This window comes from Aliirhizobium cellulosilyticum, assembly GCF_014198105.1.
In the GTDB taxonomy this organism is placed as follows: domain Bacteria; phylum Pseudomonadota; class Alphaproteobacteria; order Rhizobiales; family Rhizobiaceae; genus Neorhizobium; species Neorhizobium cellulosilyticum.
Map to the genome: position 1 here is coordinate 907,218 of NZ_JACIGW010000002.1, position 12,990 is coordinate 920,207.

At 58.9% G+C, this 12,990-nt stretch carries 14 protein-coding genes; 10 read left to right on the top strand and 4 right to left on the bottom strand.

Annotation, left to right across the window (positions count from 1 at the left end):
* Positions 1–14 precede the first annotated feature (14 nt).
* Positions 15–1,592, top strand: coding sequence for a glutamine-hydrolyzing GMP synthase (gene guaA / locus GGE33_RS13155; RefSeq protein WP_183823672.1), 1,578 nt, complete (start codon positions 15–17; stop codon positions 1,590–1,592).
* A gap of 284 nt (positions 1,593–1,876) precedes the next feature.
* The gene (locus GGE33_RS13160; RefSeq protein ID WP_183823674.1) at positions 1,877–2,470 is read left to right on the top strand and encodes a YqaA family protein; all 594 of its coding nucleotides are present in this window, start codon (positions 1,877–1,879) and stop codon (positions 2,468–2,470) included.
* Positions 2,471–2,484: 14 nt separating this feature from the next.
* Here GGE33_RS13160 and GGE33_RS13165 read toward each other — a convergent pair whose 3' ends face one another.
* Positions 2,485–3,039, bottom strand: a complete 555-nt coding sequence (locus tag GGE33_RS13165; RefSeq protein WP_148146056.1) for a methylated-DNA--[protein]-cysteine S-methyltransferase — start codon at positions 3,037–3,039, stop codon at positions 2,485–2,487.
* Between the two features lie 326 nt (positions 3,040–3,365).
* Between GGE33_RS13165 and GGE33_RS13170 the strand changes: the two genes are divergently transcribed.
* Positions 3,366–3,983: a 2'-5' RNA ligase family protein gene (locus GGE33_RS13170; RefSeq protein ID WP_183684925.1), complete on the top strand. Its 618-nt coding sequence runs from the start codon at positions 3,366–3,368 to the stop codon at positions 3,981–3,983.
* 10 nt (positions 3,984–3,993) lie between these two features.
* Here the strand turns inward: GGE33_RS13170 and GGE33_RS13175 are convergent, their stop codons facing one another.
* Entirely contained in the window at positions 3,994–4,158 is a 165-nt protein-coding gene (locus GGE33_RS13175) for a hypothetical protein (RefSeq protein ID WP_183684924.1), read from the bottom strand.
* A gap of 206 nt (positions 4,159–4,364) precedes the next feature.
* Here GGE33_RS13175 and GGE33_RS13180 point away from each other — a divergent pair, with 206 nt between their 5' ends.
* From GGE33_RS13180 to GGE33_RS13200, 5 genes are all read left to right on the top strand, one after another.
* Positions 4,365–4,718, top strand: coding sequence for an ArsC family reductase (locus tag GGE33_RS13180; RefSeq protein ID WP_148146058.1), 354 nt, complete (start codon positions 4,365–4,367; stop codon positions 4,716–4,718).
* A 2-nt stretch (positions 4,719–4,720) separates the two neighbouring features.
* On the top strand, positions 4,721–5,194 hold the full coding sequence (gene ybaK / locus GGE33_RS13185; RefSeq protein ID WP_148146059.1) for a Cys-tRNA(Pro) deacylase: 474 nt from the start codon (positions 4,721–4,723) through the stop codon (positions 5,192–5,194).
* A 79-nt stretch (positions 5,195–5,273) separates the two neighbouring features.
* Positions 5,274–6,527 (top strand): aminopeptidase, encoded by a 1,254-nt coding sequence (locus GGE33_RS13190; protein WP_183823676.1) that lies wholly within the window; start codon positions 5,274–5,276, stop codon positions 6,525–6,527.
* 198 nt (positions 6,528–6,725) lie between these two features.
* Entirely contained in the window at positions 6,726–7,658 is a 933-nt protein-coding gene (locus GGE33_RS13195; RefSeq protein WP_148146061.1) for a cyclase family protein, read from the top strand.
* Between the two features lie 151 nt (positions 7,659–7,809).
* Positions 7,810–8,565 (top strand): ParA family protein, encoded by a 756-nt coding sequence (locus tag GGE33_RS13200; protein ID WP_183823678.1) that lies wholly within the window; start codon positions 7,810–7,812, stop codon positions 8,563–8,565.
* Positions 8,566–8,610: 45 nt separating this feature from the next.
* On the opposite strand, the gene xseA is transcribed toward GGE33_RS13200, so the two are convergent.
* Positions 8,611–10,227 (bottom strand): exodeoxyribonuclease VII large subunit, encoded by a 1,617-nt coding sequence (xseA, locus tag GGE33_RS13205; protein WP_183823680.1) that lies wholly within the window; start codon positions 10,225–10,227, stop codon positions 8,611–8,613.
* 157 nt (positions 10,228–10,384) lie between these two features.
* On the opposite strand from xseA, the gene GGE33_RS13210 reads away from it, so the two are divergent.
* Both GGE33_RS13210 and GGE33_RS13215 read left to right on the top strand, forming a co-directional pair.
* Positions 10,385–10,648 (top strand): spike base protein, RCAP_Rcc01079 family, encoded by a 264-nt coding sequence (locus GGE33_RS13210; RefSeq protein WP_183823682.1) that lies wholly within the window; start codon positions 10,385–10,387, stop codon positions 10,646–10,648.
* 213 nt (positions 10,649–10,861) lie between these two features.
* A complete protein-coding gene (locus GGE33_RS13215; RefSeq protein WP_183823684.1) occupies positions 10,862–11,086 on the top strand; it encodes a hypothetical protein in 225 nt (74 codons plus the stop codon).
* Position 11,087: 1 nt separating this feature from the next.
* Here GGE33_RS13215 and GGE33_RS13220 read toward each other — a convergent pair whose 3' ends face one another.
* The gene (locus GGE33_RS13220) at positions 11,088–12,938 is read right to left on the bottom strand and encodes an MFS transporter (protein ID WP_246435980.1); all 1,851 of its coding nucleotides are present in this window, start codon (positions 12,936–12,938) and stop codon (positions 11,088–11,090) included.
* Between the last annotated feature and the right edge of the window lie 52 nt (positions 12,939–12,990).

Genomic DNA, 12,990 nt, shown 5'->3' on the forward strand with positions numbered 1-12,990 from the left:
ATTAAAGGCTCGCCATGACCCAGATAGCTCATCCCGACAGCATCCTCATCATCGATTTCGGCAGCCAGGTGACGCAGCTGATTGCGCGCCGCATCCGCGAAGCGGGTGTCTATTGCGAAATCCATCCCTTCCAGAACGCCGCCGAAGCTTTCGACAGGCTCTCCCCCAAGGGCGTGATCTTCTCCGGCGGCCCGGCTTCGGTTACCACCGAAGGCAGCCCGCGTGCACCGCAGGCGGTATTTGACAGCGGCGTGCCGATCCTCGGCATCTGCTACGGCCAGCAGACGCTCTGCACCCAGCTCGGCGGTGTCGTTGAAGGTGGCCATGCCGCCGAATTCGGCCGCGCCGATGTGGAAGTGAAAAAGGCCAGCCCGCTGTTCGACGGTTTCTGGGAACAGGGCGGTCGTTACCCGGTCTGGATGAGCCACGGCGACCGCGTGACGAAACTGCCGGAAGGTTTCGAGGTCATCGCGACCTCCGAGAACGCTCCGTTCGCCATCGCTGCCGACGAGAGCCGCCACTATTATACGACCATGTTCCACCCAGAAGTGGTACATACACCGGATGGCGCCAAGCTGCTTTCCAACTTCGTGCACAAGATCGTCGGCCTGAAGTCCGACTGGACCATGGCTGCCTACCGCGCCGAAATGATCCGCAAGATCAAGGATCAGGTTGGCAATGAGCGCGTCATCTGCGGCCTGTCCGGCGGCGTGGACTCGTCGGTCGCGGCGATCCTCATCCATGAGGCGATCGGCGACCAGCTGACCTGCATCTATGTCGATCACGGCCTAATGCGTCAGGGCGAGACCGAACAGGTCGTCGGCATGTTCCGCGACCATTACAACATCCCGCTCGTGGCTGTTGATGCATCCGACATGTTCCTGACCCAGCTTGCCGGCGAAAACGACCCGGAAGTGAAGCGCAAGACGATCGGCCGCCTGTTCATCGAAGTGTTCGAAGCGGAAGCAGCCAAGATCGCAGCCGATGGCAAGGGCGAACCGCGCTTCCTCGCGCAGGGCACGCTCTACCCGGACGTCATCGAAAGCGTTTCCTTCTCGGGCGGCCCTTCGGTGACGATCAAGAGCCACCACAATGTCGGCGGCCTGCCCGAGCGCATGAACATGCAGCTCGTCGAACCGCTGCGCGAACTGTTCAAGGACGAAGTCCGCGCCCTTGGCCGCGAACTCGGCCTGCCGGAGAGCTTCATCGGTCGCCACCCCTTCCCGGGTCCGGGCCTCGCCATCCGCTGCCCGGGCGGCGTGACCAAGGAGAAGCTCGACATCCTGCGCAAGGCAGATGCGATCTATCTCGACGAAATCCGCAAGGCCGGTCTCTACGACACGATCTGGCAGGCTTTTGCCGTACTGCTGCCGGTGCAGACCGTCGGTGTCATGGGCGACTATCGCACCTATGATTTCGTCTGCGCACTGCGCGCCGTCACCTCGGTCGACGGCATGACGGCGGATTTCTATCCCTACGACATGAACTTCCTCGGCCGCGCGGCAACCCGCATCATCAACGAGGTCCGCGGCATCAACCGCGTCGTCTACGACGTGACGAGCAAGCCGCCCGGCACGATCGAGTGGGAATAAGAGATTGAAATATTGTCGGCGCGCTATGAAGACATGGCGTGCCGATCATCTATCTTGCCTCGCGGTTTCCGAATGAAGGCGATAATTTCAGGCAGTTGGATGCCGAGACGAGCTTGGCTTGTCGCCAAATTCCCAAAAGAAAGACCGTTCAGGTAACGATCAGCTTCACGGTGTAGGGTTGCGCTTCAGCCGCATCTGTGGATCGATAGGGCAGACAAACAACCGAGCTCTCCCACGGTATCTTTCATCACCTTCGGATTTCCCCCCAAGCTCTGGATTTCACAATGCTCAAACGCCTCTATGACTGGACGATGGCGCTCAGTGCGCGCAAATCCGCGGAAGTCTGGCTTGCGGTCATCGCCTTTGTCGAAAGCTCGATCTTTCTCGTGCCGGCGGACGTGCTTTTCCTGCCCATGGCGCTGGCCCGGCCGGAGCGTGCATGGCGTTATGCGCTGATCGCGACGGTCTTCTCGGTTCTCGGCGGTATTGCGGGCTGGTGGATCGGTTCATTTGCCTTCGATGCCATTGCCATGCCGATCCTCGAATTCTGGGGCAAGCTCGATACTTTCAACGAGCTGAGGGCCGGCATCACTTTCGAGACGATCCTGCTGATGCTGGTGACCTCCGGTTTTGCGCATCTGCCGCCTATCAAGGTGGTGACGATCCTTTCCGGTGCGGTGCATGTAAACATCTGGCTATTCATCATGTCGGCGCTCGTCACGCGCGGAGCACGCTTCTTCCTCCTGGCTTGGCTGTTGCGCCGCTACGGCGAGGGCATTCGCCACTTCATCGAGAAGCGTCTTGGCAAGATTGCGATGATCGGTGCTTCTGTGCTGATCGTCGCCTTCACGGGGTACAAGCTTCTTCTGGCGCACTGAGCGTCGGCAAAAGTTCAAAAGAGGGATTGCTGTGCCGGCTCCGGCGGCGTGAAACGCACACCCTCAAGCTCGAGCATACGCTGTTTCGAGGTCGATCCACCAGGGGCTGAAAAACCGCCGAGCTTGCCGCCGGCGGCCAGTACCCGGTGGCAAGGTATGATCAGCGCCACCGGATTTTTCGCCATGGCCTGGCCAACATCACGCGCAGCCTCCGGCCCAAGGCCGAGTTCCTTGGCGATCGTGCCATAGGTGCTCGTATGACCCCAGCCGATGCGGCGGGCTGCGGCATAGATATTCCTGAAGACCTCATCCTGGCCTTCAAGATCGAGGCGGATCTCGGAGAAATCAATCCGCTCGCCAGCGAAATACCGTTTCACCAGCGCGATCGTCTCTCCAATCTCCACGGGCGGTGGCGATTTTTGACCGTCACCGATCCGGCGCAGGAGAAGGTTCTCGGTCGACAACTCGCTGCTTGTCGGTAGCTGAAAACGGGTGATACCGGCAACATTCCACGCAATGCCGCAGAAGCCGCCAGCGGTTTCGAAGATCGCATATCGATGTCCGGACATGAGCTCACTCCGTTCGTGTGATTTCCCCTGTCAGAATCCTATGTCATGAACAGGCAATCAACCCGTTTCTTGCACCAGAAGATTTGTGATCGCCTAGATCGCTTGCCTACGTTCTCTTTTTGTTCTTTATTGTCAATTGAATTCTCTTATACTGCGTCATCCGCATGATCCCGCGTTGATGAATAATGGGAGGTGCAGAGTTGCCGTACCACCAGCCATGCCTGCCGCTGACAGGCAATGTTCCTGGGAAAAACCGATCCGGACAACCGCACTTCGCGCCTCGGTGGAGAAGTGAACTCTTTTTCGTACTGAAACCGCCGCCCTCCTTGGCCGAGGAGATATACAAGGCGGCTTGCGAGCATGCGCATGGTCGCACCAACCGCCAACGTCACCCGGCGCATTTGCTGCATGTGAGCCTGCTGTTGATGGACGAATTTGACAAGCCGCCCTACGATCTCATTCCCCGGATCGAAACTGCAATCGGATCGATCAGGGCATGCCCGCTTACAGTGACTTTGGACGCATGTGCTATCTACGGAGGCGGACGGCATCTGGCGCTGACAAGTGCGGCGAGGAATACCGATATTCAGGCATTCGTGCGGATGCTTCATGGCGCGCTCAGCCGGCATAACCTGCCACGCCAGGCATTTCGCACACCTTCACCTCACGTTACCATCATCTATGGCTACGGGCGCAAGGAGGTTCTGAATATTGGGAAATCATTTACATGGCAGGCGCGCGAATTTGCGCTTGTCTACAGCCACAAGGGCGAAACACGCCATGAGCCATTTGGATGCTGGCGTTTTAACGCCGACGCTCCACCATATGCCAGGCCGGCAAGCCAATTATCGCTTTTGGATGAACCAATCACCGGCGGCGACCGAAACCCCGCTCTCACAACAAAGGCCGCCATGCGAAATGACGGCCCGCGAGAAACGAGGTGATATTAGGCAATTAGCCGATGCGGTCGAAAGCCTTGGGATCGATACCGAGAATGGTCAGATCGCTATTCTTCGGACGACGATGGTTTTCAACGGCAGCCGAAGCAGAAACTGCAGCGCCGAAAATTGCGAAGGCGCGGCTGATACGGCTACCACGGTTTTTGTTCTGGGCGTACATGACATCAACTCCTTTTCTGTCGGCTAATATATGCGCCCAAGACTTCATCTTCACAACGCATACGCGCACAGATCAGCCATGCGAACTTGGCATGCCACTATTTGATCTGCCTCATTGGCTTGCATTCTGCGATGTGGTGTTGTTATCGCTTCGCTGACCAGTCCGGCATCGCGTGATGCGGGCAAAGGGGACAAAAGGACGGCGAAATGGCGATCACCATCTACGGCATCAAGAACTGCGACACGATGAAGAAGGCGCGGACATGGCTGGACCAGAAGGGTGTGAGCTATGCATTCCACGACTACAAGGCCTCGGGTATCGATCGCGACCATTTGCAAGCATGGGTCGATAAAGCCGGATGGGAAACGGTGCTGAACCGCGCCGGCACGACCTTCAAGAAACTCGGTGAGGCCGATCGCCAGAATATCGATCAGGCAAAGGCGATCGAGTTGATGCTGGCGCAGCCGTCGATGATCAAGCGGCCGGTGCTGGAAGCGGATGGAAAGCTGCTGATCGGCTTCAAGCCCGAGATTTACGAAAACGCTTTTCCGGGCGCCTGAGAATGTCGAAGACCACACGCGCAACCCAAACCCTCGACAAGCTGAAAATCGCCTATACGATCGTTTCCTACGACTATGATCCCAATGCCGACCGGATCGGATTGCAGGCGGCGGAGGCGATCGGGGAAGAGCCGAAACGCGTGTTGAAGACACTGATGGCCGAACTTGATGGCAAGCCTATCTGTGTCGTGGTGCCGTCCGATCATGAAGTGTCGATGAAAAAGCTCGCCTCGGCCTTTGGCGGAAAATCCGCCCATATGATGAAGCCGGCCGATGCGGAACGCTTGACGGGTTACCATGTCGGCGGCATCAGCCCGCTTGGCCAGAAGAAGCTCGTACCGACGGCGATCGAAATCACCGCACTGGACGAGCCCTACATCTTCATCAACGGTGGGCAGCGCGGGCTGCAGATACGCCTAGTGCCCGCCGATGCGAAAGAGGCGTTGAAGGCGATCGCCGCTCCGCTGATTGCCTGACGACCGCATGTCCAAGACTTCAATTTTGCCCCAAAGCTCTCTAAGTCTAGCCTCACACGAATAATCGAGAGGCTGAGCCATGACCATCGTCCCGAACATCCAGACATCCATCGATCCGATCAAGCTTGAGAAGCTTGGCGAAGTCGCAGTGAAGGTGGGGCTTGGGTTGGAAAAGGGGCAGGACCTCGTCATCACCGCGCCGATCGCCGCGCTGCCGCTAGTTCGGTTCATCACCAAACACGCCTATATGGCAGGTGCGGGCATCGTTTCGGCCTTCTATTCCGACGAGGAAACGACGCTGGCTCGTTATCAGCATGCACCTGATGCCAGCTTCGACAAGGCCTCCGGCTGGCTCTACGAGGGCATGGCCAAGGCTTATGAGAACGGTGCCGCGCGGCTTGCAATCGCCGGCGACAATCCGATGCTGCTTTCCGGGCAAGATCCGGCCAAAGTTGCCCGCGCCAACAAGGCCAATTCCATCGCCTACAAGCCGGCACTCGAAAAGATCGCCAATTTCGACATCAACTGGAACATCGTTTCCTATCCCAATCCCTCTTGGGCACGTCAGGTTTTTCCGGATCTGCCGGAAGATGCTGCCGTTGCCAAGCTGGCTGAAGCGATCTTCGCCGCCTCGCGCGTCAACGTCGCAGATCCGGTAGCAGCCTGGGCGGAGCATAATGCAAACCTTAGGAAGCGTTCGACCTGGCTGAATGGTGAGCGTTTTGCGGCGCTGCATTTCACCGGTCCCGGCACCGACCTGACCGTTGGCCTGGCAGATGGCCATGAATGGCATGGCGGCGCGTCCACGGCGAAGAACGGGATTACCTGCAACCCGAATATCCCGACCGAAGAAGTCTTCACCACGCCGCATGCGCTTAAGGTTGAGGGCCATGTATCGAGCACCAAGCCGCTCTCGCATCAAGGTACGCTGATCGACAATATCCGGGTGCGGTTCGAAGGCGGCCGCATTGTCGAGGCGAAAGCTTCGAAGGGCGAGGAAGTGTTGAACAAGGTGCTGGATACGGATAAAGGTGCACGCCGGCTCGGCGAAGTGGCACTGGTGCCGCATTCGTCGCCGATCTCGGCAAGCGGCATCCTTTTCTACAACACGCTGTTCGACGAAAATGCCTCGTGCCACATCGCGCTCGGCCAGTGCTACTCGAAATGTTTCCTCAACGGCGCTTCGTTGACGCCTGATGAGATCAACGCGCAGGGCGGCAATTCCTCGCTCATCCATATCGACTGGATGATCGGTTCCGACAAGGTCGATATCGACGGCATCCGGCCGGACGGCTCCAAGGTTCCGGTTATGCGCAAGGGTGAATGGGCCTAATCGGCCCCTTGCCAGTCAAAACAGCGGCGCAGCACATCTGTGCGGCGCCGGCATCATGTTGGGCAGGATTTTTTCGGCTTCTGTCGTCCCTTCGGCATAACATCTGTTGCCGGCTCACATTCTTTGCGATGAAATCCCGGCGGGTGCTTTCTGCGACCCGCCAAAAGCTGGCTGATCTCTTTCACGAAGGAATACAGCATGCAGATTTTTCCGCATAAGACGATCCTCCCGATATTGCTTGCCGCCCTGTCCTTTTCACCCGCCCTGGCGGAGGAACAAGGCTTGTGGAAAGTTTATAATGACAGCCTGAAAGGCGCCAAATACGTCGATCTGACCCATACGATCACGCCGAACATTCCGGTCTGGGCCGGTTTCGGCAAACCGAGCTTCGGCCAAGCCGCCGCCGGCACCGATCTTGAGGGTTATGCCAAGAAGGGCGAAACCTTTACCTTCGAAAAACACGGCTTTGCCGCTTCCACCTACAATCTGACGACCGACCAGCTCGGCACTCAACTCGATCCTCCGGCGCATTGGGCACCAGAATATGCGGCGATCGATGAGCTGCCTGCGACCTATGCCATACGGCCGCTGGTGGTCATCAACATCGAGGACAAGGTGAATACGGATGCCGGTTATCATCTGCAGGTCTCCGATATCACCGATTTCGAGGCGAAACATGGCCTGATACCGGAAGGTTCGGTGGTCTTCGTCCGCTCCGGCTGGTCGAAAACATGGCCCGATCCGGCTCTTTCGACAGCTCGTCCATTCCCGGGCGTGGGGCTGGAGGCACTGAAATTCCTGCATAACGAGCGCAAGATCCTGTTTCACGGGCATGAACCACTCGACACCGACACGACGCCCAATCTGGAAGGCGAATACTGGCTGATGCACAACGGATATGCCCAGGCGGAGGGCGTCGCCAATCTGGACAAGGTGCCGGAAACGGGCGCACTCGTCGCGATCGGGTATCCGAAATTCGGCGGCGGCGTGGGCGGCTATGCGCGCTACATCGCCATTTGCCCACCCGATTGGCCCCATGGCATGACGATCGGTTCAATCCCCGAAGCCCCGCTGCAGAAGTTCGACAAGCCGCTGCATTTCGATGAGCAGGCCGGCATGCGCGTGCGCTGATGTACCTGATCTCCAGCGCCGCGCTTCCTTCACCAGCGCGGCGCAAGCTTATTCGTCAAGCATCCGCAAATCATCACGACGGAAGCGGATAAGAACAGGCCAAGAAACATGGCTTTCCTCTGTGGTGTTCATATGAACCGGAGGGTTGTGAATGCCAGTGATTACATTTGCGAATACGAAAGGCGGCGCCGGCAAGACCACGATGGCGCTTGTTGTGGCCGGGGAGTTGGCAAAGCGAGGTTTTCGCGTTGCCATGCTGGACGCTGATCCGCAGCAGTGGGTTTCCCGCTGGATGGTGCGGATGGCGAAGGTGCCGAAATTCTCGATCATCGCCGATATCGACGCCGACAATATCGAAAAGACGATCAAGGACCTGAAGAAACGTAACGATTATGTGGTGGTGGACCTGCCCGGCGGCGTCACACCGTTGCTCGCCAAGGGGCTGGGGCTTTCCGACCACGTTTTCGTGCCGGTTCAGGGGTGCGCACTGGATGCCGCGGGAGGCGCACAGGTGCTCGATATCCTGAAGAAGCTCAAAAGCGAATGCGACATCCATATCGCGCATTCGGTGGCGCTTACCCGGGTCAGTTCGATCATCACCACACGGGCGCTGCTTGCCGTGAAGGGCATGCTGGCACAACAGGGCGTCCATGTGCTGGCAACTCCGCTGATCGAACGCGCAGCCTATCGTGACATGTTCGACGCCGGCACCCTGATCGATGCGCTCGATCCGGAAGCCGTCAGCAATCTTGCCAAGGCTCAGGACAATGCACGCCTGCTGGTCGACGAGATTGCGCAGTTTGCTCCCGTCCCCGTCAAGGTTCCGAAGACTGCCAAATCGACAGCGACTGCCAAGGCAAAGGCGGAGACACCCCGCAAGACTACGGCAGCCAGGAAGGCCGCCTGATCCTGCCTAAATCGGCTGGAACATCACCCCTTCCAGCCAATCATTTCAGAAGAGACTGCCCTGCTTCGGCGGCCCGGATGCGACATCCGGCTTCGGCGCTTTCCGCTTCGGCGGAACTGCCGCCGGAGCCGCCTGTTCGGGATCAGCCGAACCCGATGTTTCACCGGTAACCGCCAAAACGCGGCCATCGGCGAACTCGATCGAAATCGCGCTGCCTTCCGCAACATTTGCGGCGCGCGTCAGGGCGCGATCCGCGCCATCCCTCACCACGGCATAACCGCGCTTGAGCACATTCTTGTAGGAGAGTGACTGCAGGACACGATCCTGCCCCATGAGCACCGAGCGGCTGCGGGACAAGGTATGGGCAAGTGCGGTATCGGCCTGACGGATCAGGGCGGCGAGATGCTGGCTCTCGCGCTGCAGATGGCCGGCCAGACGAGCCGGCAATGATTTCAGCGAGGCGTCGATACGCGCCACCCGCCCCTTTTCGCTGAGAATCTGCCGCTCCACGCAGCGATCCGCCCGCAGGAGCCGGTCGGCCAGAGCCTGCCGCTGCAGCACCAGCCGGTTATTCAGCAGGTCAAGCCGCAAGCCGGACGAGGCGCGCTCATAGGTGCGGCGCTTGGCGATCGTCGTGCGTTCCAGCGAACGGCCCAAGCCTGCCGCCGCCTCATCGAAACGCCGGCGGGGAAGCGCCAGCAACTGGTCGAGCGACGGAAGTGCGCGCACAAGCGCCCGCAAGGACTGGCTGCGGTGATCCATCTGCCGCGATGCACTGCCGCGCAAACGCGCCGAAAGGTTTGCGAGCTGGGCATCAAGATCGGCCTTTACCGGGACCGCCATTTCGGCGGCCCCCGTCGGTGTCGGCGCGCGCACGTCGGCAGCATGATCGATCAGTGTCCAGTCGGTCTCATGGCCGACGGCTGAAATCAGCGGGATCGCACTCTCGGCTGCAGCCCGTACGACGATCTCGTCGTTGAAGCTCCAGAGGTCCTCAAGACTGCCACCGCCGCGGGCGACGATCAGCACATCCGGCCGCGGCATCGGATCACCGGGACGGACGGCATTGAAGCCACGGATGGCGGCTGCGACCTCCTCGCCCGAACCCTCACCCTGTACCTTGACCGGCCAGACGACGACATGGACGGGAAACCGGTCGGTGATGCGATGCAGGATGTCACGGATGACAGCGCCTGTCGGAGAGGTCACGACGCCAATGACACGTGGCAGATAGGGCAAGGGCCGCTTGCGTTCCTTGTCGAAAAGCCCTTCTGCTGCCAGCTTGCGGCGGCGTTCCTCCAGGAGCGCCATCAGCGCGCCGGCACCGGCCGGTTCCAGGTTTTCGATGACGATCTGGTATTTCGACGAGCCGGGGAAGGTCGTGACCTTGCCGGTGGCGATGACCTCCATGCCCTCTTCGGGGCGGAATCTCAGGCGGGAAAACGTGCCCTTCCAGACCACGGCGTCGATGCGCGACCTGTCGTCCTTGAGGCTGAAATAGGCGTGGCCGGACGAATGCGGCCCGCGGTAGCCGGAAATCTCGCCCCTGACGCGCACATGGTCGAAGGCGTTCTCGACGGTTCGCTTAATCGAGCCGGAAAGCTCCGAGACCGAAAATTCAGTCAGATTGCTTTGTGCTTCAGGTGCGAACGTGCTGCTCATGCCATTGTTCTAACCGATCGGCAGAAGGATTTCATCCGCCGGGATGCGGATTGATGTGGACGAGATGGAAAGCGGCACCGATCCTTTTGACGCCGCGTTCGTCCCCGCCCCGCATGGCCGTGGGATAATCCGGGCAGTTCAAACCGGAGAACCCGTCATGACCGACCCTTTTGCCAATACCCAGCCTTCTCTTTCAAGCCCCGCCTCCGCCGGAGGTGCCGTCACACCCAGCGACACGGCCACGTTTTCGGTTCCCAGCCGCGCGCTTTATGTCGGCAATGGCGGCGATCTCGCGGTGCGGATGCTCTCCGGCGACGATCTCTCGTTCACCGGCGTGTCGTCCGGCAGCTTCCTGCCGATCCGCGTGACCCAGGTCCTTTCGACGGGCACGACAGCGGGCGCAATCGTCGCATTGTTCTAATATGCGAACGGATCAATAATGGAACCTGACCAACGCTTCAGCGTTGCGTCTAAATGGAGGAGAGGACTTAGGTCCGATAACACGCGACCTAAGTCTTAACAGTGATCGGGCAATCGTAGCTAAAAAAATGACCCGCCGTTAGGCATGATGCGAAAGCATTCTTTAGAGGGTCGTAAGATATACGATCTCCGACACACAGGAAGGAGATCCGCCGTGTTATTTCTAACGGCAACAACCATTGGCCTCTTGGCCGGCATGACACGCAGTCTCGCGTCGATAATCGCGGCTGCATTGCTTATTCCCGTTGTCTTTTTTGTTGCTGCCCTCTTCGGCGCCACAAGCATGCTTGGCTTGCTTATCGCTATACTTGGTTTCAACTTCGGACTGATCAATCTGGTCGTCGCGGCTGCGTTCATCCAGTCATTCCGTCACGCCTGACTTATTTCGGATCAGCTTCGTTAACGACAAAAAGCTGGAATCTGCCATCCGATCGGACCGGCGAGAGATAGGTCGGCAACTCGCCTCGCGCCAATGATGCGTAGAGGCCATCACGGTAAAGCTCGATAAGATTTTCGGTTTGCGGATCGTTTCTGCAGAATGCAAGTGCGGTTACGCCCGCATTTTTGAGAAGTGCGAGTGCATCATCCGGCGTTGCCATGCCAATGTGAAGTTCGGCCAGCATGCCACCCTGGTTGCGATGATAGGGCGCGGTCAAAACCCGATGCTGCGTAAACCTCAAGATACCCGCACCACGATTTGAAGGAGCGGCAATCGTTCCCGGCGGAAGAACACGAAGCGCCGCCATATCCTTGGCATCGCCGCATGTATTGTCTTCATCGGCGTTCTCCATAGCCAGGACGTCCATGCTGGCAGAACCGATACCCTGTTTCAGGATGACGCCACCCAGCCCCCAGACGACAGGGACGGAGGCCAACGTCGCGACGACAAATCCAAGATTGATCGAAATACTCTTCGGATTGTCTCGCGCCTTTTTCTGAAGGTCGGCAATCAGCAATGCGAGCGGCGGAATGCTCAGGAGATTTGCGAAAAGGCTGCCACGGATCTGGACCAGAGCAACCGCCCAGCTCGCAGAAACAAGCGCTAGAAACAGGAGATGCAGGCCACGATCGTCACCGCGCCAGATGCGTAAGGCACAGGCGAAGACAGCGAACAGTCCGACGACGTAAAAACCTGCAATGGTTTCCGGAAACTGCTGCATCTGTGCGGTTATGGATTGCGCTTCAGTGACGTGGTCCAGCCAGAGCTCAACCAGCATCGGATCAAGATTGGCGAGCGGACTGCCAAGGCATTGCGGCGCGATGAGCAGAGCCAATGCGCCAATAATCGTGCCTAGGACGAAGGACGCGGCGAGCCTAATACCCATCCCGGCGCGCGCCGGAAGGCAGGCAAGGCTGAAAAGCCCAGCCCCTCCCAGCGCGGAGAGGGAAAAGAAGCCGAGCGAAAGGTTATCGCAGGTGACAGCGGCGTATGCGCTTGGTGGGATCGTGGCAAAAAAGGCAGCCGTGATAGCAAGTGCGAGAGAAAGGCCGAATGCGCGCGCAGCGGAAGCAAATCCGGCCCCTTGCCAAATCCAGCGGGCGGCGACGCAGACACATACAATGGCAACAAAAGGCGTGGTTTCCGCCCCTATGGCAATTGCCAGAGCAGTAGCGATCCCCGCGACCGCGTGGCCCAAAGTATTTCCACGGCGATCTGCCAGAAGTGCAGTGATCCCGATTGCCAGAACAAGCTGGACATTGTGATGGTCAAGCGCGCCCGGACGGAACTTCATGCAGGTAAAGGCAAAGAGTGCACCTAGGCCAAGCGCGATATGCATCACCCGTGGCCCATCGGCCTCTCCACCCAGGCGCCGACTAGCGAAACCGACGGCGAGCAGAAGCGGGCCAATGAGCAGAAGCGGCCAGACACTGGCCGCTACGCCTTCGGCCATCTCTACAGGCATGAACAGCGAAAACAGCTTGATAAGTCCGCCGATCGGAGCGTCGATGAAGCGGGACCAGTGCATCAAGGTGCCGCCGGAAAGGCCGAGACGGTACTGCATAAGGTCAAACCAGCTCTGGCCACCAAGCCAGTCGCGAATTTCCACCAGCCGCATGACATCGTCATTGTCGGGACCGATCAGATCCTTTGCTTTCGGCAGGGAGATGAGTGCGATGGCAACCGCCGTCATCAGCCAGTAAAGCGCGACTGCAGGAAAAAGCCGGGACAGAACGGAGGCTGAAGCAGGCACGGCATCCTGCCGGGACATCTCATCTGTCGTCGTGTTCATCATTCACACTTGTTTTGAGCACTTAAGGAAGTCCCGCAACCTAAACTTAACC